The sequence below is a fragment of the Phreatobacter stygius genome, from assembly GCF_005144885.1.
GTDB lineage: Bacteria > Pseudomonadota > Alphaproteobacteria > Rhizobiales > Phreatobacteraceae > Phreatobacter > Phreatobacter stygius.
In genome coordinates this window covers 5,825,809-5,851,578 of the sequence record NZ_CP039690.1, presented here as the reverse complement: position 1 = coordinate 5,851,578, position 25,770 = coordinate 5,825,809, and the positions used below count along the sequence as shown (strand labels likewise).

Sequence of the window (25,770 nt, the reverse complement as noted above, 5' to 3'; positions counted from 1 at the left end):
CCGGCATGGGTCACGTGTCATCGTCGAGACTGCTGATCCTGGTCCATGCCGGATTTGGGTGCGGAGGTCGGTCTCCAGACCTCGCGCCCCGGCCCGTCAGACGCGACGGATGTCGATCACGTAGAGGTCGAGCAAGCCGCTGGGCCTGACCTCGGCTGCGGCCTCGCCGGGCGCCTCGAACACGCCCGTGTCGCCATCCAGCGCCTCGATTTCGGCCGCGCCGGATTTCAGCACGGCGCCGGCGCCGCGGATCAGCACCAACATCACCTCGCCGGTCCTGGACAAGCCTGTCGGCCGCTCGGTTCGGATGCGTCTCAAGCTATGGTCGAAGCGCCCGCGTCTGGTCATGACGTTGAGATCCTCGATCGCCCCATCGCGCAAGTCGGCTGCTGCGGCCACATCGGCGGAGAACCGCAGGGGATCGCTGTCGCGATCGAGGCGGCGGGTGCCCTGGCCGGCGATCGTCAGGTCGATCCCCCTGCCCGTCAGGATGCACAGCGTGCGATCTATCCCGGGGAAAACCGAGAAGGGTCCGGCCAGCGCGACGCGGGCCATGCTGACGCGCCAGTCGAAGCTGTCGAGCGAGGCGCCCGCGGGCGAAACGACGATTTCCGTCGTCTCGCCGGCGCCGTTCTTCCAGGCCATGCGGCGGTAGTCGCCGGCGCGGATAATGTTCATCGGCTCACCCAAGGCTCGGCAGATCGAGACCGTGTTCGCGCGCGCAGTCAATGGCCTGATCGTAGCCGGCATCGGCGTGACGCATGACGCCGGTTGCCGGATCGTTCCACAAGACCCGTTCGATGCGGCTGGCCGCCTCGGGCGTGCCGTCGGCGACAACAACCATGCCGGCATGCTGGGAAAAGCCCATGCCGACGCCGCCGCCGTGATGCAGCGACACCCAGGTTGCACCCGAAGCGCAATTGAGCAGCGCATTGAGCAGCGGCCAGTCGGACACCGCGTCGGAACCGTCCTTCATCGCCTCGGTCTCGCGGTTCGGCGAAGCGACCGAGCCGGAATCCAGATGGTCGCGGCCGATCACCACCGGCGCCTTCAGTTCGCCCTTGGCCACCATCTCGTTGAAGGCAAGGCCGAGGCGGTGGCGGTCGCCGAGGCCGACCCAGCAGATGCGCGCCGGCAGACCTTGGAAATGGATGCGTTGCCGCGCCATGTCGAGCCAGTTGTGCAGGTGGTGATTGTCCGGCAGCAGTTCCTTCACCTTGGCGTCGGTCCGGTAGATGTCTTCCGGATCACCCGACAGCGCCGCCCAGCGGAACGGGCCGATGCCCCGGCAGAACAAGGGCCGGATATAGGCCGGCACGAAGCCGGGGAAATCGAAGGCATCGGCGACGCCTTCCTCCAGCGCCATCTGGCGAATGTTGTTGCCGTAGTCGACCGTCGGCACGCCCATGCGATGGAAGTCGAGCATGGCCCTGACCTGCTCGGCCATGGAGCGCTTGGCGGCCTTGGTGACGACTGCGGGGTCTTTCTCGCGCCGATCCTCCCATTCGGCCAGCGTCCAGCCCTTGGGCAGATAGCCGTTGACCGGGTCATGGGCGGAGGTCTGGTCGGTGACGCAATCGGGCCGGACGCCACGGCGCACCAGTTCCGGGAAGACGTCCGCGGCATTGCCGCGCAGCGCGACCGAAACGGCCTTCTTCTCGGCGCCGGCCTTGGCGATGATCGCCAAGGCGTCGTCCAGATCCTTGGCCTGAACGTCGACATAGCCGGTGCGCAGGCGGAATTCGATGCGGCTTGCCTGGCATTCCACGGCCAGGCAGGACGCGCCGGCCATGGTGGCCGCCAGGGGCTGGGCGCCGCCCATGCCGCCGAGACCGGCGGTGAGGATCCAGCGGCCGGCGAGATCGCCGGCATAGTGCTGGCGGCCCATTTCGACGAAGGTCTCGTAGGTGCCCTGAACGATGCCCTGGCTGCCGATATAGATCCAGGAACCGGCCGTCATCTGGCCGTACATCATCAGGCCCTTGCGATCGAGCGCGTTGAAATGCTCCCAATTGGCCCAGTGCGGCACCAGGTTGGAATTGGCGATCAGCACGCGCGGCGCATCGACATTGGTGCGGAACACACCCACCGGCTTGCCCGACTGGACCAGCAGGGTCTCATCGGCGTCGAGCCGCCGCAGCGCCGCGACGATGCGGTCGAAGCTCTCCCAGTCGCGTGCGGCGCGGCCGATGCCGCCATAGACGACAAGCTCGCCGGGCCGCTCCGCGACCTCAGGATCGAGATTGTTCATCAGCATGCGGAGCGGCGCTTCGGTCAGCCAGCTCTTGGCCGAGAGCTCGGTTCCGTGGGCCGCTTTGATGATGCGGGCATTGTCGATGCGGGACTTGTCTGGTCGGGTCATGAGGCGCTCCTCGATCGGGCGAAGATGGGCAGGGGAACGGTGAAAACAGGGATCTCGTGAGCGGCAGCGTCAGGCGGCGGCTCATCGGGCCTCGGGATCAGGCTCACTTGCCCCTCCAGACGCGGCGATGCAGCGGGTTGAAGCCCAGGCGATAGACGAGCTCGGCCGGCCGCTCGATGTCCCAGATGGCGAGGTCGCACCATTTGCCGGATTCGAGCGTGCCGATCCGGTCAAGCTGGCCGAGGGCGCGCGCCGCCTCGCGGGTGACGCCGGCGAGACATTCCTCGACGGTCAGGCGGAACAGGGTCGCGCCCATGTTCATGGTCAGGAGCAGCGAGGTCATGGGCGACGTGCCGGGATTGCAGTCGGTGGCGAGCGCCATCCGCGTGCCATGCCGGCGGAACCCATCGATCGGCGGCTTCTGCGCCTCGCGGAGGAAATAATAAGCGCCCGGAAGCAGCACCGCGACGGTGCCCGCACGGCCAAGCGCCGCCGCGCCCGCCTCATCGGTATATTCGACGTGATCGGCCGACAGAGCCCGCCATTCGGCGGCCAGCCGTGCGCCATGGCCATTGGACAGCTGGTCGGCATGAAGTTTGACCGGCAGGCCGTGCCTGCCGGCGGCGGCAAAGACGCGCGCCGTCTGGTCGGGCGAGAAGGCCAGCCCCTCGCAGAAGGCATCGACCGCGTCAGCCAGGCCTTCCGCCGCGAGCGCCGGCAGCATCTCGTCGCAGACCTTGGCAATGAAGGCATCCTTGGCCGCAACGGGATCCGCCCCTTGCGCTTCCGGCGGCAAAGCATGTGCGCCAAGGAAGGTGGTGGTGATCGAGACCGCCCGCTCCTGCCCGAGGCGGCGCGCCGCCCGCAGCATGCGCGCCTCGGTCTCGGCGTCGAGGCCGTAACCGGACTTCACCTCGACTGTCGTGACGCCTTCGCGCAGCAAATGATCGAGGCGCGGCAATGCACCGGCGACCAGGGCATCTTCGCTGGCGGCGCGCGTCGCCTTGACCGTCGAAGCGATGCCGCCGCCGGCCCTGGCGATCTCATCATAGCTTGCCCCTGCCAGACGGAGCTCGAACTCGTGCGCGCGGTCGCCGCCGAAGACCAGATGGGTGTGGCAATCAACGAGACCGGGGGTGATCCAGCGTCCGGCACAGTCGACACGCGTCGCGGCGTCCCAGCCCTTGGGCAGATCGCGCATCGGCCCGGCGAAGACGATGCGGCCGTCCTTTGCGGCGATGGCCGCGGGCGCCTCGATGGTCGCGATGCCCACGTCCTCGCGCATCGTGGCGATGCGCGCATCAAGCCAGATCGTGTCGAAGCCCATCGCGCCCCCTTAGGCATCAGTTGTCGATGTTATGTCTATACATAATTCGACTCCCGCTATATGTCTATACAAAATAGCCCGTCACCGACCCGGCCATCGTCTTGACCGGACGGCCCTTGCACCGAAGGCCACGCCCATGATGCGCAAGCTGATTTTCGACGCGGCCCTGCTTCCGTCCGGCTGGGCCAGCGACGTCGCGGTGGATTGCAGCGGCGGCATGATCGCCAAGGTGGCGGCCAACGCATCCAGCGACGGACGGGAGCGGATCCGCGGTGTTGCGCTGCCCGGATTACCCAACCTGCACAGCCACACCTTTCAGCGCGGCATGGCCGGGCGCGCCGAGATCCGTGGCACCGAGGAGGACAGCTTCTGGACCTGGCGCCAGGCGATGTACCGGTTTCTCGGCCGCCTCACCCCTGATGATGTCGAAGCCGTCGCCGCCTTCGCCATGATGGAGATGCTGGAGGGCGGGTTCACCGCGCTCGCCGAGTTTCACTATCTGCACCACGACGCCGATGGCCGGCCTTATGCCAATCCTGCCGAGATGGCCGGCCGCATCGCCGCGGCCGCCGCCGAGACCGGCCTCGGCCTGACCCTGCTGCCGGTGCTCTACGCCCATGGCGGCTTCGGCGGGACGGCGCCAAACGAAGGACAGCGCCGTTTCGTCAACTCGCTCGACGGTTATTTCCGCCTCGTCGAGGCTTCGCGCGCGGCCTTGGCCGGGCTCGACGATGCAACCCTCGGCGTGGCGCCGCACAGCCTGCGCGCCGTCACCCCGGATGAGCTTGGCGCCCTGCTTGGCGCGATGCCGACGGGACCGGTGCACATGCACATCGCCGAGCAGGTCAAGGAGGTCGCGGATTGCCTCGCCTGGTCTGGCCAGCGCCCGGTGGAATGGCTGCTCGACCACGCTGATGTCGATGACCGGTGGTGCCTGGTTCACGCGACCCATCTGACGGGCGCGGAAATCCGCCGGATGGCGCCGGCCGGCGCGGTCGCCGGCCTCTGCCCGATCACCGAGGCCAATCTCGGCGACGGCCTGTTCGAGGGCCATGCCTATCGCGCGGCCGGCGGCCGGTTCGGCATCGGTTCCGATTCCAATGTCCAGATCGACGCGCCGGGCGAATTGAAGCTGCTGGAATATGGCCAGAGGCTGAATCACGGGGCCCGCAATGTGCTCGCCGACCCAGGCGGCGGATCGACCGGGCGCGCCCTCTATGAGGCGGCGCTCGCCGGTGGCGCGGCAGCGCTCGGCCGGCGGATCGGCGCCCTGGATGCCGGATACCGGGCCGACGTCGTGGTGCTGGATACAAGCCAGCCCGATCTCTGTCTCGGCTCCGGCGACAGCTGGCTGGACCGCTATATTTTCGTGGCCGGCCGTTCGGCCATTGACAGCGTCATCGTCGCCGGTCGAACCGTGGTGACCCATGGTCGCCACCACAAGCGCGACGCCATCGTCAGGCGCACCATCGCCGCTCTGGCGCGGCTCGCATCGTGAGCCGGGACAGGCCGATGATCGCCGCGAGAGAGGACCGATCGCCTCATGCAACCTCTGCATCAGCGTATCCGCGATGATCTCGAACGGCACATCATGTCCGGGGAATGGCCCCCCGGGCACCGCATCCCCTTCGAGCATGAACTGATGGAGCGCTACGGTTGCTCACGCATGACCGTGAACAAGGTGCTGTCCGCCCTGGCGGTCCAGGGACTGATCCTGCGGCGGCGGAAAACCGGATCGGTGGTCGCCACGCCCCGAGCCGAACGCGCGGTGCTCGAAATCCAGGACTTTGCGCTCGAAGCGAGCCGTTTGGGTGTCGAATACCGGTTCGACGTTCTGAAGCGCGAAGTGGTTTCGTTGAATGCGGCCGAAGCCAAGCGGCTGGACCTGCCCAAGGGCCTGGACATGCTCAGCGTGGTGACGCTGCATGTGCTGAACGACCTGCCGAGCGCCCTGGAGCAGCGGCTGATCAATCTCGCCGCCGTGCCCGAAGCGCGCGAGGCGGATTTCAAGGCCTTTCCGCCCGGCACCTGGCTGCTCGACCGCATTCCGTGGACGGATGCCGAACACACGATCCACGCGGTCAATGCCGATGCCACCTTGGCGCGTCGGCTGGCGATCGAGCCGGGCAAGGCCTGCCTCGTCCTGGGGCGGCGCACCTGGCAGGCCGGCACGTTCATCACCGAGGCGCGCATCAGCTACCCCGGCGAACGCCAGCACTTCGTCGGCCGCTTTTCGCCGACCGAAGACGCCCGGTCTCCCGCGAGCATTGCGCCCGCGCCCCCTGACCGCAGTTGACGGGCGTCATCCGCGGCAGGCGCAGGCCGCCCGCCGCGCCGGGCCGGGCCGCCGCCGAATACGTCTTTCAAGTCATCATGATCAAACGCAACGACGTTTGATTTCGGCTCAATAAATTCATCGAAGGCGAGGAATGCAAAACGCAGCTGCCAAGGAAAAAATCATCGCCGTCATCGAGGCTGACGACGCCATTGCCTTCACGCGGGATCTCGTACGAATACCCAGCATTTTTCCGCGCGAAGCCGAGTGTGCGGCGCTGCTCGCCGACCAGTATCGTGCGTGTGGTCTCGATGTGGTCCTCCAGGAGGTCGAGCCCGGTCGCCCCAATGTCATCGGCACGCTCGCCGGCCATGGCGAAAGCCCACGTCTCCTCATCGAAGGCCATACCGACGTGGTGGCGCTCGGCGACGAAGCGAAATGGACGGTCGATCCATGGGGCGGCGAGATCATCGACGGTCGCCTCTACGGCCGCGGCGCGAGCGACATGAAATCGGGCCTTGCGGCCGCCGCCATCGCGGCGCGCGCCATCGTGCGCGCCGGCATCAAGCTCAACGGCACGCTTCAGCTCGCAGGCTTCATTGACGAAGAGAACATGATGTCCGGCGTCCGCCATTTCGTGCGCGAAGGGGGCGCGAAGGGTCTCGGAGCCGCCATCACGACCGAGCCGACCTTCGGTCTCGGCATCGGAACCTGCTTTTGCGGAAGGACCCGTGCCGACATCACCTTTTTGGGTCAGCCGGGCCACGCCGGAATTCCGCCGGGGTCGACGGTTGGCAAGAACGCCGTCCATATGGCGTGGCGGCTGATCAAGGCGGTGAACGAGACGGTCCCGCCCCATCAACCGCATAATCTTTACGGGCCCAGCCACTGGCAGGTCGTCTCGATCACCGGCGGAGATTTGAACGAAGCGACCATTCCCGAAACCTGCACGGTGCGCATCGATGCGCGGCCTGTGCCGGGACACGACGCGGCCTCGATCTGGAGATATGTCGATGATCTTCTTGCGGAATTCAGGCGCGACGATCCGAGCATCGAGACGCGCGTCCGGCTGGTCGAAGACTACGGCACGTCGAGCTGGAGCACCGATCCCGAGGCCGATATCGTCAGGGCAACGCAGGCCGCCTATCGCGCGGTGGTCAACCGGGACAGTCCTCTGAACCGGGTCACGCAGATACCGCCCGGCAGCGGGCACACGCTCAAGGTATCGACCGATGTTCATCATATCGCCGCGCTCGGGATCCCCTGTCTCAACATTGGAGCCGGTGGCGCGAACGCGCATATGGCAGACGAATATGTTGATGTCGAAGACATTCCATTGCTCGCCAAGATCCTCGCTTTGACTGCGATCGATTATCTTGGGGTTGTCTGAGTTGTCGCAAACGTTCCCGAAAGATCACTGGGGTGAGAGGCTCATGTGAGCTACGCGATGAGGAAGATCGCGAGTGCCGATCCTGAACGATAGTTCCGAGCTTGGCGGCCTCATCCGTTGCTACACGCCGCCAGTTTTTGATTTGGCGGGATGGCCCATGGGCTACGGCTGGAGCCCGGTGGCGCAATGCCCCCTCCGCCGGTGAGGCCGGGAGCGGCAAGGGCGCAGATCGACCTCGACATGCGACGCCGGCCCGCAACCCGGACCGGCACGAAAATGCCGATCACCGGCGTTCCGCCCGACAAGACCGCAAAGACGATCGGCCCCGCTCAGCGCAGCGTCGCCAGGGCGATCGCCAGGCGACAGGCGTCCTGGAAGGCGGGAATGTCGATCCACTCGTCGACGGTGTGGGGCTCATTCTGCCCGGCGCCGAAGGTCACCGTCGGTATGCCGTGCAGGGTCAGCCAGTTCGCGTCGAGGCCGCCATTGGCCAGCCGCGGGTTGGGGGTCAGTCCCAGGCTCGACACCGCCGCCGCGCCGTGGGCGACGACGGGCAAGCTCGGGTCAAGCGCGAAGGCGTGATATTTCCGGTGGCGGGTGAATGTGATGCTGCCGGTCTTGCCTTCGCTGTTGGGCAGGGATTTCACGGCGTTCCGGAACGCGGCTTCGTAAGCGTTGGTGATCTCGTCGACAAAGGCCATGTCGTGGCTGCGGCTTTCGCCCTCGACGAAGGCGTAGTCGGTGACGACATTGGTTGCGTCGCCCGCCGCCCTGCCGCCGCGACCGGCAACGGTGCCGACATTGCTGGTGCCGGCCTTGCCGCCCTTGACCACCTTGCCGAACCACCCGCCGGCCTGCGCCTCGGCCAGGGCCAGCGCGGCGATCATCGTCGCGGAAATGCCGCGCTCGGGCGCAACGCCGGCATGGGAGGCGCGACCTGATATCTCGACCTCCCAGCTGTCGGCGCCAACCGCGCCGGTGACGATGTCGGACGGTTTGCTGGAATCGAAGTTGAAGCCCATGGCCACCGGGCCGACGCGTTCCAGATCGATGTAGCGCGCGCCCCATAGCCCGCTTTCCTCCCGGACGCAGAACACCAGCACCAGCGGCGGATGATCGAGATCCTGGCGGGCGAGTTCGGCCGCGAGCGTCACCAGCACCGCGCAACCCGTCCGGTTGTCGCCGCCGAGAGCCGTGTCGCCGCCACTGACGATCCGCTCGCCGTCGATCCGGGGCTTGGCGCCGGCACAGAGCGGCACGGTGTCCAGATGGGTCATGAACATGAGCGGCGGGCTGTTGCTGAGCGCGCCGCGTCCGGGCAGCCTGACGATCAGGTTGCCGGTCTCGGTCGGCACCGGAATGCGCGTATTGGCATCATCGAAGCCAATGACATCGGCGGCGACACCCGCCTCCACCAGCGCCCGCGCGACGTCGGCGCCGATCGCCGCTTCCTGGCCGGTCACCCCCTCGATCAGGAGAAAGCGCATCAGTCGGTCGAGCGCGGCTTTGGCATCGTGGGTGATCATGGCGGCCTGATCCTTCGGACAATTGGATGGCGCCAATCTTGCCCAGGCTTGCGCCAACGAGGAGTGCGTCCTTGGCAGGGGCGCCCTGCCCCGGCGCGCGAAGTCGGATCGGCGCCTCGCGAAACAGCGATGCCGGCGATGGGGCCCGCGTGCCTCGCACCGACCGGCCCTGACGCCGGCGGCCGCGCGGTCACCGGCCTCTCCCTCATCGAGGCGCGGGCCCGGCTCCAAGTTGTGCGGCCTTCATGCCCGCCTCAGATGACGCCGACCGCGGCTTGTTCGGCCTCCGAAGCCGCGGAGCGACCGTGAAGCATCGCCGTTGCTTCATTGGCCAGAACGACTTTCGCATCGTTGATCTCCGCGCCCTCATATTCGCGTCGTCCGGCCTGGCCCCATGCCGTATCGCGCCGGCAAGAATGCCGATCGGACATTGCCAATGTTGCAAAGTTCCGGCAGTTCCCGGGGCGCCAAGATCACGTGGCGCGGCCCGGAGGCTGCGCCCTGCCGACAACCAGACCCATTGCGGACCATGACCGAGACACCGACACTGGAGAGCTTGCGGGATATCATTACCGGCCGGTTTCCCGATCTCGCGAAGGCCCGCTTCTCGCTGCTGACCACCGGATGGGCCAGCCTCGCCGTCGAGGTCGATGGCCGGCTGATCTTCAAGTTCCCGCGCAACGACGAAGCCGCGACCTCGCTGCGCCGGGAGGCGGATCTGCTCGGCGTGATCCGCCCTGTCGTCACCATGCCGGTGCCCGACCTGACGCTCTGCGCCGGCCCGCCGCTGTTCTCGCGGCACGCCAAGCTCGCCGGCGATCATCTGGTCAGTGCGCAATATGACCTGCTGCCGATCGATACCCGCCAGCGGCTGGCAACGGACATGGCCCGGTTTTACGCCGAACTGCACCGGCTGGAGCCGGGCGACATGGAAGAAGCCGGCGCGCACGCCATCAAGCCCTGGCTTCAGCCGGATGAGATCCTGCGCCGGTGCTGTCAGGTGCTGTCAGCCGAATTGCAACGCTACGCGCGCCGCACGGTCGCGGCCTGGCAAGACCTGCCGGCCGACCCGCATGGCACGACCTACGGGTTTTTCGACGGCCACGGCTGGAACATGGCGTTCGACCATCAGGCCGGCCGGCTCAACGGCATCTATGATTTCGGCGATTCCGGTTTCGGCGCGCTGCATCAGGAGTTCATCTACACAAACTTCATCTCGCGGGACCTTACCGCCCGGATCGTCGACGCTTATGAAGCCCTGACCGGCCGGCGGCTCGACCGCCGGCGCATCGCGCTGCTCAGCGGGATATTGCGATTGTCCGAGCTGGCGGAGCTGGCCGACGACCCCGGACACATGCCGGCAATGCGCGAGCATGTCGCGACATGGGCGGCAGGCGACGCCTCGAGGTGACGTGGCTTCGTCCTCGGCCGCGAGGTCCGTGGCAAGGTTGGCCGGCGGGCGCATAGGGCACGGCAGAGGTCCCCTTGTTTGCGGGAACCGATGAGCCGGGTTAGCTTTGCCGGATTGAAGCAGTGGTCAGCGGTTCCCGGAGCGACCATGAGCGCGGCGCGTATCGACGAACCCTGGTTGAGCCTGGAACGGATCGCGTTCAGCGACTTGGGAGCGATGCTCTTCGCCGCAGTCGACGCCGAGGGCATCAACGACGACCGCGTCGCCGAACTGATCGCCACCGCATTGCATGTGCTCGGCAATGGCAGATGTATCTATCTGGCCAGTGCAGTGGCGGGCGACCTGAATTTTCCGGTCGCGGCGTTCAGGCGCCAGACGATCGATCATAGCCTGGTTCACGCCGCAGTCATGGAACCGCGGACGGGCAAGGTCGTCGACATTCTCGGAGCGAAATCCCTGGCCGAACTCCGGGAAGAGCTGAAACGGGCGATCGGACCGGTGGTCCTGACCGTGCAGGCGCCGCTCTCGGAAGCCGATTTCGCCCCCGGAGAGAAAGAGGACCTCCTGAAGATTGCCGCGGGCCTCCCCTGGATGCCGCGCGGCTGCCGGCCGGCAACCGCCTGGAGTGAATGGATGATGCTGGTTTCGGATTACGCCAAGCGGTTTGGCTGAACCGGGCCTGCAGGCGACCGCTGCCGGGCTCCTTTGCCGTTTCATGGCACCATCGGGGGCCACACCCACGGCGTCCGACCCTTGAGCGAAACCGGCCGGCATCGCCGGCCCGGATTGTCGCGGCCGCGCCGCCCCGGCGCCGCACCGGAGCGAGCCTTGCCGTCACGGCGTATCCATTTCCGGACGCCGTTCCCAGGGCGGCGGCGCGAAACTCTCGACGAGGAAATCGGTCAGCGCGCGGACCCGGGGAACCGGCATCCGGGTCTCCGGGATCAGGGCCTTGATCCAGATCTCCGGCAGGGAAAACGTTTCCAGCACCGGGACCAGTTCGCCGCTCCGCAGGGCCGGCAGAGCGACATAGTTCGACAACAGGGCGATGCCGTTGCCGGCGCGCGCCGCGGCCAGCAACACCTGCCCGTCATTGGCGCTCATCCTGGGATGAACATCGACGGCGACCGGTCCCTTGGCGCTGATGAAGGTCCAGGTCTCGCCGGTCGGCCGAAAGTTCAGCGTATCGTGCCCGGAAAGGTCCCGAGGGTGGCGCGGCATGCCCCGGGCCGCCAGGTAATCCGGAGACGCACAGAGTGTGCGCTGCAGGGCACAGAGCGGCACGTCGACGACCCCGCCGAATGTCGCCGAAAACACCGAGATGGCCAGGTCGAAGCCTTCGTCGACCGGGTTCAGCGCGCGGTCGGTCAGCACGATGTCCAACGTCACCTTGGGATGGCGCTTCTGGAAGTGCCCGAGGATATCGCCGAGATAGAGCACCGCCAGACTGGTCGGCGCCTTGACCCGCAGCGCTCCCTCCAGATCGAGGCTCGGCCGCGCCGCCTCCTTCATCAGGTCATCGACATCGCCCACGACCGTCTTGACGCGGGCGATCCAGCGCTGCCCCGCTTCCGTCAGAGTAAGCCGTCGTGTCGTGCGCACGAAAAGCCTGGTGCGGGCAGCGGCTTCCAGCTGATCGACCCGCTTGGCCAGCACCGAAGTCGCGAGCCCGGCTTGCCGGGCCGCGGCAGAGAAGCTCCCGGTCTGCGCGACGGCCAGGAAGGCTTTCAGGTTCTGGACGGTGTCCACGGCGCATTACCTTTCTGATATCGCGAAAAGTCATAGCGCAATTTGCCATATTCTCTCTCGTTTCCGAAGAGGCTACCGGTGAACCAAGCAATTGCAGGGGAAGGAAACAGCATGGCCATCCTGGCAAGCCTGACCGAGCCGAGCCGCCAAACCGAGCTGTTCGGCACTTTCGATGTCGTCGTGCTCGGCGGCGGTCCGGCCGGCATCGCGGCCGCGGCCGCGGCGGCCCGGGCCGGCGCCTCGACCCTGCTGGTGGAGCGCTACGGCTTTCTCGGAGGCATGGGGACGGCCGCCGGCGTCACCAATTTCTGTGGCTTGCATGCCAACCGGTTCGGATCGATCGACCAGGTGGTCCATGGCATCGCCGATGATCTTCTCGGCCGCATCGACGCGCTCGGCGGCCTGAAGGCGCCACACACGGTCTTCGGCAAGATCAATGCCCAGGCCTATGACACGGCGGCCTACAAGATCGCCGCCGATGCCCTGCTGCTGGAGGCGGGCGCAAAGATCCTGTTCCACGCGCTCGGCGCTGGCGTCGTGATGAATTCCGAACGGGAGATCACGGCTCTCCTGGTGGAGACCAAATCGGGGCGCCGGGCCGTGGCCGGGCGGGTCTTCATCGACGGCTCCGGCGATGGCGATCTCGCCACCTGGGCGGGCGCGCCATTCGAGATCGGCACCGAGACCGGCGCGATCATGTTTCCCTCCACCATGTTCCGCATCAACGACGTGGCGCCCGAGGCGGCGCGCAACCGCGCCTGGACCGGCTTTGCCACGCTCATGGCGGCGGCGGAGCAGAGAACCGGCCGACGGTTCCCACGCAAGACCCCGATCATCCGCCCGCAAAATCACGAGATCGAATGGCGCGTGAACCTGACGCAGGTCGCCAATCCGGACGGCAGCGCGGTGAACGGAGTGGACGCCGAACAGCTCAGCTACGGCGAGATCGAGGGACGACGGCAGACCGCCGAGGCCTTCAGCCTCTTGAAGGAGGCGGTGCCGGCGTTTTCCCAGTCCTACATCGTCGACATCCCGCCCCAGATCGGCATACGGGAAACCAGGCGCGTGCTCGGCGACTATGTGCTGACCGAGCAAGACGTGCTGGGCTGCGCCAGTTTCGAGGATACGATCGGGGTCAATGGCTGGCCGATCGAGGATCACGTGGCGGGCGACGTGCTGTTTCGATGGCCCGACATTCCCGGCAGCCGCGGCTTCAACCACCTGCCCTACCGCATGCTGCTGCCGCGCGGTCTCGACAACCTGCTGGTCGTCGGCCGCTGCGCCTCCATGACCCATGGCGGCCAATCGGCGGCGCGTGTCTCGGGCGCCTGTTTCGTGATGGGTGAGGCCGCCGGAAACGCGGCTGCCATGGTGGCCTCCGGAAACGGCACGACCCGGAGCGTCGATGTTTCGGCTCTCCAGCAGAAGCTGGTCGAACAGAGCGTCTATCTCGGCACGGACATGTAGCTCGGCCGACATTGCCGGGCTCCCGCAGGTGGCGACTGCCGGAGAATCCGATCTCGACGATCAATTCAGCCTGAAAGAACAAGCAGCTCTTGGGAGGAGCACCATGCGTCAAACGATCCTTGCGGTATTGGGCATGCTGCTGGCGACGGTCGCCGCGCAGGCTCAGGAATGGCCGAGCCGTGCCGTCACCATCGTCGTTCCATTCGCCGCCGGCGCCACGCCCGACATCGTCGCGCGTATCGTGGCGGAGCGGCTGCAGGCCAAGCTCGGACAAAGTTTCATCGTGGAGAACAGGCCCGGTGCGAGCGGCAATCTCGGCACCAATGCGGTGGCGCAGGCAGCCCCCGACGGCTACACGATCGGCGTGAGCATCGTCGGCCCACTGGCGCTGAACACGCTTCTGTTCGCGCGCATGCCCTATGATCCGGCCAGGGATCTGGCCTTGATCACCGTCCTGGCCTCGCAGCCGAGCGTCCTGGTGGTCAGCAGCCAATTGGGCGTGACGACGGTCGCCGATCTCATGGCGCTGCTGCGCCGGTATCCGGGCAAATATAATTATGGTTCGATTGGAACCGGTTCCTTGTCGCACCTGGCCATGGAGGCGATCGCGGCGCAGAGCGGCACAAAACCGGTCCACATTCCCTATCGGGGTTCACCGGCCGCCGTCACCGCGCTGATCAGAAGCGACGTCCAGATCGGCATTCTGCCCGCCGGAGCCGTCGCGCCGCACGCCGCGACCGGCCAGTTCCGGATGATCGCGGTCAGCTCCGCGCAGCGCTCCCAGTTCCTTCCCGATCTGCCGACGCTCAGGGAAGCGGGCATTTCAGGCGTTGAAGCGGATGCATGGATAGGACTGATCGCACCCCGCCAGACCAGCGACGCCATCAAGGCCAAGCTCGAACGGGACATCAGAGCGATCCTCACCGAGCCCGAGACGCGCGAAAAGCTCAGGCTCCAGCTCATGGAAGCCGTCGGCAATTCGTCGGAAGAGTTTCGCGGCCAGGTCGATGCCGAGCTCGCCCGGTGGACGCCGATCATCAGGGCGAACAATATCCGTATCGAGCAGTGACGGCCGTCGCGGCCGACACGGCGCCAGGACCATGCCGGGGAGAGATCGGTGCAATTTCACCTGAACGGTTTCGAACCCGGCGACCCGGACATCGCAGACCTGGAACAGCGCCGGGACACGGCGACGGCTTCAAGCCCCCTTCCCCGTGAAGTCGATGTCCTGATCGTCGGCTGCGGGCCGGCCGGCTTGACCCTTGCGGCCCAGCTCTCGGCCTTTCCCGACATCAGGACCTGCATTGTCGAGCAGAAATCCGGTCGTCTGCTGCGCGGCCAGGCCGACGGCATCGCCTGCCGGACGATGGAAATGTTCCATGCCTTTGGCTTCGGCGAGCGCGTGCTGCGCGAGGCCTATTGGGTCAACGAAACCACCTTCTGGAAGCCTGACGACAGGCAGCCCGGGACCATCATGCGCAGCGGCCGGGTGCAGGACACCGAGGACGGGCTCTCCGAATTTCCGCACGTCATCCTGAACCAGGCGCGCGTGCATGATTTCTATCTCGACATCATGCTGAAATCGCCGGCGCGTCTCGAGCCGCACTATGCGCGCCGCCTGCTCGACCTGACGATCGATCCGGCATCGCCGGTCCCGGTGACGGCCAGGCTCGAGCGTCTCGATCAGCCACAGGCGGGGCAAACCGAGACGGTCAAGGCCCGCTATGTCGTCGGCTGCGACGGCGCGCGCAGCACGGTGCGCCGGTCCATCGGCCGCGCGTTGCATGGCGACTCCGCCAATCAGGCCTGGGGCGTCATGGATGTCCTGGCGCTTACCGACTTTCCCGACATCCGCCGGAAGGCCGTCATCAAGTCCGCAGACGGTGGCAGCATCGTGCTGATACCGCGCGAGGGCGGCTACCTGGTTCGCATCTATGTCGAACTCGACGACCTCGCCGAAAACGAACGCATCGCGAACCGCGCCATCACGATCGACTCGCTCGTCGCCGCGGCCCAGCAGGTCTTCAAGCCCTACACGTTCGAGGTCAAGGACGTGGCGTGGTGGTCGGTCTATGAAATCGGCCAGCGCCTTTGCGACAAGTTCGACGACGTGCCCGACCAGCACGTCGGCGAACGCGACCCTTGCGTGTTCATTGCCGGCGATGCCTGCCACACGCATAGCCCGAAGGCCGGGCAAGGCATGAATGTCTCCATGCAGGACGCGTTCAACCTGGGCTGGAAGCTCGCCTCGGTGCTCAGGAAGCAGAGCCCTGCCCGCCTGCTGCACAGCTATTCGGCCGAACGCCGGGCCATCGCCAAGGAACTCGTCGACTTCGACCGCGAATGGGCCGGCATCCTCAGCGGCGCCTCGAAGGCCGCGACCGACGGCCAAGGTGGCGGCATCGATCCCGCCGAGGTCCAGCGCTATTTCGTTCAGCATGGGCGCTATACGGCGGGAACGGTGACCCGTTATGCGCCGTCCGTCCTGACGGGCGAGCCGGCCCATCAGCATTTGGCCGGGGGCTTCGTGGTCGGCACGCGCTTCCATTCGGCGCCGGTGATCCGCCTGGCGGATGCCAAACCCGTCCATCTCGGCCATGTGGTCAAGGCCGATGGCCGCTGGCGCCTCATCGCCTTTGCCGGGTCGGGCGATCCGACGGCGCCGAACTCCGCCATTGGCGCGTTCTGCGCGTTTCTCGCGGAGGCTCAGGCGTCTCCCGTCAGGCGATACACACCCGCGGGCGAAGACATCGACACGGTGATCGATGTCAGGGTCGTCCTGCAGCAGCGCCATAGCGAGCTTGCGCTTGAAAGCCTGCCGGCCTTCCTGCTCCCGCAAAAGGGCCGTTTCGGGCTGCGCGACTACGAAAAAGTGTTCTGCGCCGACCTCGAGAGCGGCGACGACATTTTCGACATGCGCGGCATCGATCGTGAGCGCGGCTGCCTCATCGTGGTGCGGCCGGACCAATATGTCGCCCATGTCCTTCCGCTGGACGCTGACGCCGACCTTGCCGCGTTCTTCGACGGTGTCATGCTCCGGCAAGCCTGAAGACGTCTTCCAAGTTTCGCGGCAGCGTCCCGTCAGCGCCTTGGCGCCGGCCGCAGCGCCAGCGTCATGCCGGCCATCGCCACGGCCATGCCTGCAATCTCCAGTCCCGAGGGCCATTCGCCGAGCAGGACGGTGCTGGCCACCGCGGTGACCGCAGGCACCAGCGGCAAGAACAATGCGGCCCGCGCCGCGCCGAGGATGGCGTTCGCCTTGGCGTAGAGGAACAGCGACACCACGCCGACCAGGACGCCTTGATAGATCGCCTGCAGCGCCAGGGCCTCAAGGCTGGCGCCGGCCATGTGCAGCGGCACGGCAACCGCCAGGAGCGGCGCGGTGACGACCGAAAGAAGGCATATGGTGATCGTCAGCCCGAGCGCGTCCGCCTGCCAGCGCTTCGCCAGGAGGCCGAATGCCGCCCACATGACGGCAGCCAGGACGAACAGCAGATCGCCGCGCCAGGCGCCGTCGCGCGCCGGCGCCCCGGCAAAGGCCTGCCAGGCGAAGATGAGGACGCCCGCGACGATCAGCCCGAGACCGATCAGATGCCGCCGCGGCGGCCGCTCGCCCAGGACAACAAAGGCAAGCCCCGCCGCCAGGACCGGAATCAGGCCCGGCGTGACCACCGCGGTGTGCAAGGCGGGCGCGAAGGCCGAGCCGCCGACGAGCACCAGGCTGTAGGGCGCGCCGGCCAGCAAGGTCAGAATGATCGCTCGCTTCCAGCCGATCGGCCCGACCGGAAAAGGCCTGACCCGGGTCAGCGCAAAGGGCAGCAGCACCAGCGCCGCCGCGATGAAGCGCAGCACGGTGACGTCGGCCGCGCTGAGGCCATCGGCGACGGATTGACGCGAGACCACCGCCTGCACGCCCCAGATCAGCGCCGCGCCGGCGCCGCAGGCCAGACCCAGCCAGGCGTCGGACCGTCCCGCCCGGGCAGCGCCGGCAGGGGCAACGGGTTGGTCCAACTGCGTCACGGGCTGGTCCTCGGGCGATGGCGGAACCGGCGGGGCTTGGCCGGCCGAGCCGGTGCTATGACCCATTGGCGCGACGGCTGGCAAGGCGGCCTGCCGCAGGGCTCCCGAGCGAGGTGAAGCCGACAGGCCGGCCATGCCGGGCGCGCTCGGCTCGTCGGTCCGGGACGGCCCGGCCCGGCGCGCGACGTCACCCGGTGGCAATGGCGCCGGCGACAAATCGCATCACGACGCCGCGGCACCCTGCTGCGGCATGTGCCGCTCGATGAATTCGGCGGTCCTGCGGTAATGCGCCGAAAGCAGCGACACGGCGTCATCGGCGCGGCGCGCCAATGCGGCCTCCATGATCTGGCGATGTTCGAGCGGCACGTCGCGCGCCTCGGCCGGAACCACCTGGCCGGCCAGAACCGGCAAGCGGTAGCGCTGGGTCTCGGTATAGAGCTGGTCGGCCAGGTTGATGAAACGGCGTGACCGGCATTTCCTGATCAGCGCGCGATGAAATTCCTGGTGGCGGATTTCCAGCTGCGACAGGTCCTCTTCGCCCGGCTGGCCGCCGCCGGAGGCCAGGCGCCGGGCCTGCAGGTCGAGGGCGTGGAACGCCGCGACGATGCCGGCTTCCCAGTCGTCGTCGCCATGGGTGATCGACCGCCGAAGCGCTTCGCACTCGATCAGGATGCGGGTCTCGGTCGCGTCCCACATTTCCTCGATCGAGACCGGGGCGACCGAAAACCCGCGCAGCGCCGCCGAGACCACCAGCCGCTCGGTCTGCAACCGGTTCAGCGCCTCCCGCAAGGGTGAAAAGCTCAGGCCGTAACGCTGCTTGAGCAGTTCCAGCCGCAACGGCTGATCCGGTGCGAACCAGCCGACGACAATATCGTGGCGCAACCGCCGATACGCGGTCTCGGCCAAGGTCGAGGGCTCGTTGTTGGAATGCGGCAGCTCCTCGCTTGCCGGCTGTGCCGCCCTGCGACCCGTGCGCACCTGTCGAATCTCCTTGGCCTCGCGTTTGAACCACCGGCTTACACGAGAATGCATTCTACCGCAAAAAGCACTTTCTTTCGAAAATATGTCATGTCATATAAACGCCACTCACCGTGACAGGAGGCAGCCATGGCCAATGCCAGAGAGAACCACCGCGAGGACGTCGCCGGGCGGGCGAATGTCGAGGATACGCCGGAGCTGCTGGCCTATTACGATCAACTGGAGCGGCTGGAGGCGGGCGCCCTCTGGACCGTCGCCAACAAGATCGAGCCCTGGCAGCCCAAGTCCTCGTCGGTTCCGGTGCTGTGGCGCTACCAGGACCTGCGTGAGCACGTGTTGCGCTCGGTCGATCTGGTCACCGCCGAAAAGGCGGGCCGGCGGGTGATCTATCTCAACAATCCCGGCCGGCGCGATGTCGCGGCGGCGGTCGGCTGGCTCTATTCCGGCCTGCAGGTCATGCATCCGGGCGAGGTCGCATCGGCCCATGCGCATTCCGCCTCGGCGCTGCGCTTCATCATGGAGGGTTCGGGCGCCTACACGATCGTCGACGGCCACAAGATGACGCTGGGCGCCAACGACTTCGTGCTGACCCCCAACGGCACCTGGCACGAACACGGCGTCGCCTCCGACGGCACGCCCTGCATCTGGCAGGATGGGCTGGACATTCCGCTGGTCAACGCGCTCGAGGCGAATTTCTACGCCGTGCATCCCGACCTGCAGCAGGCGGTGGGCCATCCGGTCGATGACGTCACCGGCACCTGGGGCCATCCGGGCCTGCGGCCGGCCGCCGGCGACTGGGCCAAGGGCTATTCGCCGCTGCTGAAATACGAATGGGGTCCAACCTACGAAGCGCTGCAACGCTACGGCAAGGTCACCGACGGCTCGGCTTTCGACGGCATCCTGATGAACTACGTCAACCCGGCAACCGGCGGGCCGGTGATGCAGACGATCGGCGCGTCGATGCAGTTGCTGCGCGCCGGCGAGCACACCAAGGCGCACCGGCACACCGGCAGCTTCATCTACCAGGTCGCCAAGGGCCGCGGCCATTCCATCATCAACGGCAAGCGCTTCGACTGGAGGGAACGCGACATCTTCTGCCTGCCCGCCTGGGCCTGGCATGAGCACGCCAATGCCTCGGACAGCGAGGACGCCTGCCTCTTCACCTTCAACGACCTGCCGGTGATGCGCTCGCTCGGCCTCTATCGCGAAGAGGCCTTCGGCGAGGCTGACGGCCAGCAGCCGGTTTCGGCCTGAGGACGGCGACCATGCATCTCGTAACCTATCGCAGCACCATCGAATCCGCCGCACGCCTCGGTGTCATCGACGGCGACCTGGTGGTCGACGTCGAAAAGATCGGCGCCAAGGCGGCACGGTCGCTGCCGGCCGCCATGCTCGATTTCATCGACCTCGGCCCGGCGGCCATCGCCGAGCTTCGCGCCGCCCTGGACGACCATCGCGACCATTGGCCGGCCGGCACGGCCGTGCCGCTCGCCAACGTCAAATTGCTGGCGCCGATCCCCCGGCCACGCAAGAATATTTTCGGCATCGGCCTCAACTATGTCGAACATGTCGCCGAGTCCGCGCGAACGCTCGACACGGCCAAGGACCTGCCGAAACAGCCGGTCATCTTCTCAAAACCCCCGACCAGCGTGATTGGCCCGGGCGAAGCCATCGAGCACAATGCCAACATCACCCAGCAGCTCGACTGGGAGGTCGAACTCGCGGTGGTGATGGGGCGCACCGCCCGCCGCGTTTCCGAGGCCGAGGCGCTGTCCTTCGTCTTCGGCTACAGCGTGCTGATCGATATCAGCGCGCGCGACAACCGGCGCGCCGGCCAGTGGATCTATTCCAAGGGCCAGGACACCTACGCACCCTTCGGCCCCTGCATCGTCACCGCCGACGCGCTCGGCGATCCGCATGACCTCGGCCTGTGGCTGACGGTCAACGGCCACACGAAGCAGCGCTCGAACACGCGTCACATGCTGTTCAAGATCCCGACCCTGATCGCCGACATCAGCGCCGCGATCACCCTCGAACCCGGCGACATCATCGCGACCGGAACGCCTGAAGGTGTCGGCGCCGGCCGCACGCCCCAGGAGTGGCTCTGGCCGGGCGACGTGGTCGAGGCCGGCGTCGACGGGATCGGACGGATCCGCCACCCCGTGGTGGCGGCCTGACACCGGCCAAGATCAACACGAGACCGACGCCAAGTCATGCACAACCCCCAGGGAAGGGACAGGGAACAATGACCACAACTGCTTCAAGTCGCCGCGCCGTCGTGGCGGGATTGCTGACGACGGGATCGCTGGCCGCCTCCAGGGCCTGGTCGAACCCGATCCAGCCCGAAACCGTGACGATCGGCTTCATCACCACCCTGTCGACCCCGGCCGGCTATATCGGCGAGGATGAGCGCGACGCCTTCAACCTGGCGATCGCCGAGGGCGGCGGAAAACTCGGCGGCGTGCCGGTCCGGCTCGATATCGAAGACGACGCCCTGAAGCCCGCCAATGCCAAGCAGGCGGCGGACCGGATGGTCCAAGGCGGCATCAGGCTGTTTACCGGCGTGAATTTCTCGAACGTGCTGGCCGCCGTCGTGCCGAGCGTGCTCGCCTCCGGCGGCACCTATGTCAGTCTCAACCCCGGCCCGTCCACCTTCGCCGGCGAACGCTGCCATCCCAACTATTTCGTGACGTCCTATCAGAACGATGCGTTTCACGAGGCGTCCGGGCTCGCCGCCGACGAACTCGCCTACAAGAAGGTCGTCCTGCTCGCGCCGAATTATCAGGCCGGCCGCGATGCACTGGAAGGCTTCAAGCGTACCTATAAAGGCACGGTCGCAGGCGAGATCTACACCAAGCTCGACCAGACCGACTTCTCGGTGGAGCTCGCCCGTGTGCGCGCGCTGGCGCCGGACGCGATCTATCAGTTTCATCCGGGCGGCGCCGGCATCAATTTCGCCAAACAATATGCCAATGCCGGTCTTGGCCGAACCGTGCCGATGCTGATCCCGAGCTTTTCGATGGATGCGCGCATGGTGGCGGCGACCGGCGACGCGGCCAATGGCATCTATGCCTCCGCCATCTGGACGAGCGAGGTCGACAACCCTGCCTCGGTGGCCTTCGTGACAGCCTTCAGGAAGGCCTATTCCCGCACCCCGACGACCTATGCCCAGCAATCCTACGACACGGCGCGCCTGATCGGCAGCGCGCTCGAGGCGGTCAACGGTGACCTGCGCAAGCAGGACCAGTTCCGCAATGCGCTGCGGGCGGCGAAATTCGTGTCGGTGCGCGGCAAGTTCGCGTTCGGGCCGAACCAGCACCCGGTTCAGGACTATTACCTGACCAGGTTCGAGAAGAACGGCGCGGGCGAGATCGTCCAGAACATCGTCCGCAAGATCGCCTCCGACCGGGGCGACGCCTATGTCTCGAAATGCACGATGAACTGAGCCTGGCCGCCGCGGCCTCGGCCGCGGCCCATGGCTTGCGACTGAGCGGGACGCGCCGGGATGCTTCTATTCGTCGAGCAGATTCTCAACGGGCTGCAATATGGCGCCATGCTGTTCATGCTGGCGTCGGGACTGACGCTGATCTTCGGGATCATGGGCGTCATCAACCTGACCCATGGCTGCTTCTACATGGTCGGCGCCTATTGCGCGGCCTTCGCGGTGATGAGCACGGGGTCGTTCCTGGTCGGCATCCTGGCGGCGCTCGCCGGTGCCGGGCTCTATGCCGTCATGGTTGAAGTGGCGGTCGTGCAATGGCTCTATCGCCGCGACCATCTCTACCAGGTGCTGGCGACGCTCGGCCTGATCCTGTTCACCAACGAGGCGGTGAGCATGATCTTCGGCCGCCGGCCGCCGCTGCTCGACATCCCGCCCCTGCTGCAGGGCTCCGTCGCCATCCTGCCCGGGCTCGATTACCCGGTGATGCGCCTGGCCTTTATCGGCGTCGGCGCGCTGGTCGCCGTCGGACTGTGGCTGCTGGTCAACCATACCCGCATCGGCATGCTGATCCGCGCCGGCGCCGACGACCGCGAGATGGTCGATGCGCTCGGCGTCGACATCCGCCGCCTCTATACGCTGGTCTTCGGGCTGGGCGGGCTGCTTTGCGGCCTGGCCGGCGTGATGGCGGCGCCCCTGCTGGCGATCGAGATCGGCATGGGCGAGCGCGTGCTGATCACCACCTTCGTCGTCATCGTCATCGGCGGCGTCGGATCGGTCCGCGGCGCCCTGGTCGGAGCGCTGCTGGTCGGAATGGTCGACAGCCTCGGCCGCGCCTACCTGCCGCAGGTCCTGCAGGGGCTGCTGCCGGCCTCGGTCGCCGACACGCTCAGCGCCGGCCTCGTCTCGGCCAGCATCTATGTCCTGATGGCCGCCGTCCTGCTCGTCAGGCCGCTTGGCCTGCTGCCGGCCCGGGCCTGACGACATGCGTGCCAAATTCCGACTTGCAGCCATTGTCCTGGGGCTGGCGATCCTGGCGGCCATGCCGTTCACCGCCGAAGCGACCGGTTCGACGGCGCTGCTCGGCCTGACCAACCGGATCCTGATCTATGCCATCGCGGCGGTCAGCCTCGACCTGATCATCGGCTACGGCGCCCTGGTCAGTTTCGGCCATGCCATGTTCTTCGGCCTCGGCGGCTATACCGTCGGCATCATCGCCCATCACACCTTCGGCGGCGGCCCGATCTTCGGCTGGTCGGGCAGCAATGCCGCCCTGGTGGTCTGGCCGCTGGCGCTGCTCGGCTGCGCCCTGCTGGCCGCCGCCGTCGGCGCGCTGGCGCTGAGAACCAGCGGCGTCCAGTTCATCATGATCACGCTCGCCTTCGCGCAAATGGTGTTCTTCGTCCTCGTCTCGCTGCAGAGTTATGGCGGCGACGACGGCCTGATGCTCGACCGGCGCAACGACATGCCGTTCATCGACCTGGCGCGGCCGCAGACCTTCTACTTCCTGTGCCTGGCCCTGCTCGTCGCCTGGACACTGATTTGCCTGTCGATCGTCAATTCGCGCTTCGGCCTGATCCTTCAGGCCTTGCGCCAGAGCGAGCGGCGCGCGGTCAACCTGGGCATCCGGCCGTTTCCGTTCCGGCTCACGGCTTTCGTCATCTCGGCGGTCGGCACCGGCCTCGCCGGCGTCCTGTGGGCCAATTACGCCCGCTTCGTCACGCCCGACATGGCGGCCTGGACCAAATCCGGCGAGTTCATGGCGATCGTCGTCCTGGGCGGGCTCGGAACCCTGTTCGGCCCGATCCTCGGCACCGCCGCCTTCATCACGCTGGAGCAATTGCTGTCGAGCTGGAGCGAGCATTGGATGATCGTGATGGGCCCGGTGCTGACCCTCATCGCGTTGTTCGGCCAGCAGGGACTGGCCGGCCGCCTGTTCGGACGCCGCCATGACTGACCCTGACGCAGCCGTCACGGCAGCCCCGGTGCTGGCGATCACCGGCCTGCGCAAGGCGTTCGGCGCCCTGGTCGCGACCGATGACGTGACCCTGGACGTGCGCCCCGGCGAGCTCCACGCCCTGATCGGCCCGAACGGCGCCGGCAAGTCCACCCTGATCACCCAGATCTGCGGCGAGCTCGCCGCCGATGCCGGCCGCATCCGCTTCGACGGGCGCGACATCACCACCCTGCCCGCCCATGCCCGCGCGCGGCTGGGGCTCGGACGCTCGTTTCAGCTCACCCAGCTATGCCCGGACTTTTCCGCGCTCGAGAACGTCCTGCTGTCGATCGAGGCCCGGCACGGCGGCTCTTTCGACATGCTGTCCAATCCCCGCCGGAACGGCGCGAACCGGCAGGCCGCGCGCGACTGGCTCGACCGGGTCGGGCTGGCCGATCGCGAAGACCGGCGCGTCGCGACGCTCGGCCATGGCGAGCGCCGGCAGCTCGAAATCGCCGTGGCGCTGGCGCGCCAGCCCAGGCTGCTGCTGCTCGACGAGCCGATGGCCGGAATGGGACCGGAGGAATCGGCGGCCCTGACCCGGCTGCTCGGCAGCCTCAAGCGCCACTACGCCATTCTGCTGGTCGAACATGACATGGACGCGGTTTTTGCGCTCGCCGACCGCGTCAGTGTCCTGGTCTATGGACGGATCATCTTCACCGGTACGGTCGACGCGGTACGCGACCATCCTGATGTCCGCGCCGCCTATCTCGGAGAGGAACCGGCATGCTGACCGTCGACGGGCTCGAAGCCGGTTATGCCCAGAGCCGGGTGCTGTTCGGCCTCAGCTTCGAAGCACGCGCCGGCGAGGTGATCTCGTTGATCGGGCGCAACGGCATGGGCAAGACCACCACGGTGCGGGCGATCATGGGCATGACCAGGCCACGCGGCGGCCGGATCAGCTTCGACGGGCGGGCCATCGCCGGACTGGCGCCGAATGTCATCGCGCGGCTCGGCCTCGGCCTGGTCCCCGAAGGCCGGCGCATCTTCGCCTCGCTGACGGTCGAAGAAAACCTGGTCGCGACCGCCCGGCCGCGGCCCGGCGCGCAGTGGAACCTGGAGCGGGTGGTCGCGCTGTTTCCCCGGCTCGGCGAACGCCGCCGGCAATCGGCGCGGACCCTGTCCGGCGGCGAACAACAGATGCTGGCCATTGGCCGGGCGCTGTTGACCAATCCCCGCTTCCTCATTCTCGACGAGGCAACCGAGGGCCTCGCGCCGCTGATCCGCGCGGAGATCTGGCGCTGCCTGCACGAGCTCAAGGCCGCGGGCCAGACGATCCTGGTCATCGACAAGAACCTGGCCGAGATGGCGACGCTCGTCGACCGCCATCACATCGTCGAGAAAGGCCGCGTCGTCTGGTCGGGAACGCCAGGGGACCTCAACCGGGATGCCGCCCTCGCGCATCGCTATCTCGGCGTCTGACGGGCGCCGAAGTGGCCGCATCGGCGCGTGCCGTTCCGCGCGCTTTGCGAGAATGAATTGCTACCCCGCAATGTCGGCAGTGGTGTTTTCGTGTCCGGCAGTCGACGCTGGCTCGCGCATCGTCGTCGATGAACCATGCCCGATGGTCGTTCCGGCCCCCACTGGTCTCGCCGGAACCGGCCTTTGCTCATGGCGCGCGACGCGGTTCGCCTGATTCCCACGTTGCGCGATCGCTCGGCGTCGGGACGGCAATGACGGAGAGCTGGCATGGTGGTCGCGCTTGCTAGAGCGCCCGACGGTCCGGAACGACGAGACGGTCCGGCTCCGCCGCGGCAAGGCCGCGCCTCGCGAAGCGCGTCTCGCCTCGGCCGGACGCACCGGCCAGCCACACGGCACAATCCAAGAGCT

General features: G+C 67.1%; 22 protein-coding genes and 1 pseudogene. 15 read left to right on the top strand and 8 right to left on the bottom strand.

The window, feature by feature from the left end:
* Positions 1-96: 96 nt before the first annotated feature.
* From E8M01_RS27635 to hutI, 3 genes are all read right to left on the bottom strand, one after another.
* Entirely contained in the window at positions 97-678 is a 582-nt protein-coding gene (locus E8M01_RS27635) for a HutD/Ves family protein (protein WP_136963095.1), read from the bottom strand.
* Positions 679-682: 4 nt separating this feature from the next.
* Positions 683-2,362, bottom strand: a complete 1,680-nt coding sequence (gene hutU, locus E8M01_RS27630; RefSeq protein WP_136963094.1) for a urocanate hydratase — start codon at positions 2,360-2,362, stop codon at positions 683-685.
* Between the two features lie 103 nt (positions 2,363-2,465).
* Complete coding sequence (gene hutI / locus E8M01_RS27625; RefSeq protein ID WP_136963093.1) at positions 2,466-3,689, bottom strand: imidazolonepropionase; 1,224 nt, start codon at positions 3,687-3,689, stop codon at positions 2,466-2,468.
* 139 nt (positions 3,690-3,828) lie between these two features.
* On the opposite strand from hutI, the gene E8M01_RS27620 reads away from it, so the two are divergent.
* The 3 genes from E8M01_RS27620 to E8M01_RS27610 all read left to right on the top strand — a co-directional run bounded on the left by E8M01_RS27620 (position 3,829) and on the right by E8M01_RS27610 (position 7,354).
* Positions 3,829-5,187 (top strand): formimidoylglutamate deiminase, encoded by a 1,359-nt coding sequence (locus E8M01_RS27620; protein ID WP_136964867.1) that lies wholly within the window; start codon positions 3,829-3,831, stop codon positions 5,185-5,187.
* A 45-nt stretch (positions 5,188-5,232) separates the two neighbouring features.
* The gene (gene hutC, locus E8M01_RS27615; RefSeq protein ID WP_136963092.1) at positions 5,233-5,985 is read left to right on the top strand and encodes a histidine utilization transcriptional repressor HutC; all 753 of its coding nucleotides are present in this window, start codon (positions 5,233-5,235) and stop codon (positions 5,983-5,985) included.
* 133 nt (positions 5,986-6,118) lie between these two features.
* Complete coding sequence (locus E8M01_RS27610; RefSeq protein ID WP_136963091.1) at positions 6,119-7,354, top strand: M20 family metallopeptidase; 1,236 nt, start codon at positions 6,119-6,121, stop codon at positions 7,352-7,354.
* A gap of 329 nt (positions 7,355-7,683) precedes the next feature.
* On the opposite strand, the gene E8M01_RS27605 is transcribed toward E8M01_RS27610, so the two are convergent.
* Together E8M01_RS27605 and E8M01_RS35630 are read right to left on the bottom strand one after the other, a co-directional pair.
* The gene (locus E8M01_RS27605; RefSeq protein ID WP_136964866.1) at positions 7,684-8,877 is read right to left on the bottom strand and encodes a M20/M25/M40 family metallo-hydrolase; all 1,194 of its coding nucleotides are present in this window, start codon (positions 8,875-8,877) and stop codon (positions 7,684-7,686) included.
* A 272-nt stretch (positions 8,878-9,149) separates the two neighbouring features.
* Positions 9,150-9,245: pseudogene (locus tag E8M01_RS35630) on the bottom strand (tyrosine--tRNA ligase); the annotation flags it as partial.
* Between the two features lie 164 nt (positions 9,246-9,409).
* Here E8M01_RS35630 and E8M01_RS27600 point away from each other — a divergent pair.
* The gene (locus tag E8M01_RS27600; protein WP_136963090.1) at positions 9,410-10,291 is read left to right on the top strand and encodes a phosphotransferase family protein; all 882 of its coding nucleotides are present in this window, start codon (positions 9,410-9,412) and stop codon (positions 10,289-10,291) included.
* A gap of 147 nt (positions 10,292-10,438) precedes the next feature.
* Entirely contained in the window at positions 10,439-10,963 is a 525-nt protein-coding gene (locus E8M01_RS27595) for a hypothetical protein (RefSeq protein ID WP_136963089.1), read from the top strand.
* A gap of 162 nt (positions 10,964-11,125) precedes the next feature.
* On the opposite strand, the gene E8M01_RS27590 is transcribed toward E8M01_RS27595, so the two are convergent.
* Positions 11,126-12,040 (bottom strand): LysR family transcriptional regulator, encoded by a 915-nt coding sequence (locus tag E8M01_RS27590; RefSeq protein WP_136963088.1) that lies wholly within the window; start codon positions 12,038-12,040, stop codon positions 11,126-11,128.
* 111 nt (positions 12,041-12,151) lie between these two features.
* Here E8M01_RS27590 and E8M01_RS27585 point away from each other — a divergent pair, with 111 nt between their 5' ends.
* The 3 genes from E8M01_RS27585 to E8M01_RS27575 are packed head-to-tail and all read left to right on the top strand — an operon-like array spanning position 12,152 to position 16,556.
* Positions 12,152-13,507, top strand: a complete 1,356-nt coding sequence (locus E8M01_RS27585) for an FAD-dependent oxidoreductase (RefSeq protein ID WP_136963087.1) — start codon at positions 12,152-12,154, stop codon at positions 13,505-13,507.
* Positions 13,446-14,576, top strand: coding sequence for a Bug family tripartite tricarboxylate transporter substrate binding protein (locus E8M01_RS27580; RefSeq protein ID WP_215908810.1), 1,131 nt, complete (start codon positions 13,446-13,448; stop codon positions 14,574-14,576). The genes E8M01_RS27585 and E8M01_RS27580 overlap by 62 nt, the downstream gene beginning before the upstream one ends.
* A 48-nt stretch (positions 14,577-14,624) precedes the next feature.
* Complete coding sequence (locus E8M01_RS27575; protein WP_136963085.1) at positions 14,625-16,556, top strand: FAD-binding monooxygenase; 1,932 nt, start codon at positions 14,625-14,627, stop codon at positions 16,554-16,556.
* A gap of 32 nt (positions 16,557-16,588) precedes the next feature.
* Here the strand turns inward: E8M01_RS27575 and E8M01_RS27570 are convergent, their stop codons facing one another.
* Entirely contained in the window at positions 16,589-17,527 is a 939-nt protein-coding gene (locus E8M01_RS27570; RefSeq protein ID WP_170182109.1) for a DMT family transporter, read from the bottom strand.
* A 222-nt stretch (positions 17,528-17,749) separates the two neighbouring features.
* On the bottom strand, positions 17,750-18,505 hold the full coding sequence (locus E8M01_RS27565) for an FCD domain-containing protein (protein WP_246088457.1): 756 nt from the start codon (positions 18,503-18,505) through the stop codon (positions 17,750-17,752).
* 129 nt (positions 18,506-18,634) lie between these two features.
* Here E8M01_RS27565 and E8M01_RS27560 point away from each other — a divergent pair, with 129 nt between their 5' ends.
* The 7 genes from E8M01_RS27560 to E8M01_RS27530 all read left to right on the top strand — a co-directional run bounded on the left by E8M01_RS27560 (position 18,635) and on the right by E8M01_RS27530 (position 25,362).
* A complete protein-coding gene (locus E8M01_RS27560; RefSeq protein WP_136963082.1) occupies positions 18,635-19,759 on the top strand; it encodes a cupin domain-containing protein in 1,125 nt (374 codons plus the stop codon).
* Between the two features lie 11 nt (positions 19,760-19,770).
* On the top strand, positions 19,771-20,682 hold the full coding sequence (locus E8M01_RS27555; protein ID WP_136963081.1) for a fumarylacetoacetate hydrolase family protein: 912 nt from the start codon (positions 19,771-19,773) through the stop codon (positions 20,680-20,682).
* 68 nt (positions 20,683-20,750) lie between these two features.
* Positions 20,751-21,950, top strand: a complete 1,200-nt coding sequence (locus E8M01_RS27550; RefSeq protein WP_136963080.1) for an ABC transporter substrate-binding protein — start codon at positions 20,751-20,753, stop codon at positions 21,948-21,950.
* A 60-nt stretch (positions 21,951-22,010) separates the two neighbouring features.
* Positions 22,011-22,925, top strand: a complete 915-nt coding sequence (locus E8M01_RS27545; protein ID WP_136963079.1) for a branched-chain amino acid ABC transporter permease — start codon at positions 22,011-22,013, stop codon at positions 22,923-22,925.
* 4 nt (positions 22,926-22,929) lie between these two features.
* Entirely contained in the window at positions 22,930-23,901 is a 972-nt protein-coding gene (locus E8M01_RS27540; RefSeq protein WP_136963078.1) for a branched-chain amino acid ABC transporter permease, read from the top strand.
* Positions 23,894-24,673 carry an ABC transporter ATP-binding protein gene (locus E8M01_RS27535; protein WP_136963077.1) on the top strand — a complete coding sequence of 260 codons (780 nt, stop codon included), beginning with the start codon at positions 23,894-23,896 and terminating at the stop codon, positions 24,671-24,673. Before E8M01_RS27540 ends, E8M01_RS27535 begins: the two co-directional genes overlap by 8 nt.
* Positions 24,667-25,362 (top strand): ABC transporter ATP-binding protein, encoded by a 696-nt coding sequence (locus tag E8M01_RS27530; RefSeq protein ID WP_136963076.1) that lies wholly within the window; start codon positions 24,667-24,669, stop codon positions 25,360-25,362. Before E8M01_RS27535 ends, E8M01_RS27530 begins: the two co-directional genes overlap by 7 nt.
* The last annotated feature ends 408 nt before the right edge of the window (positions 25,363-25,770 follow it).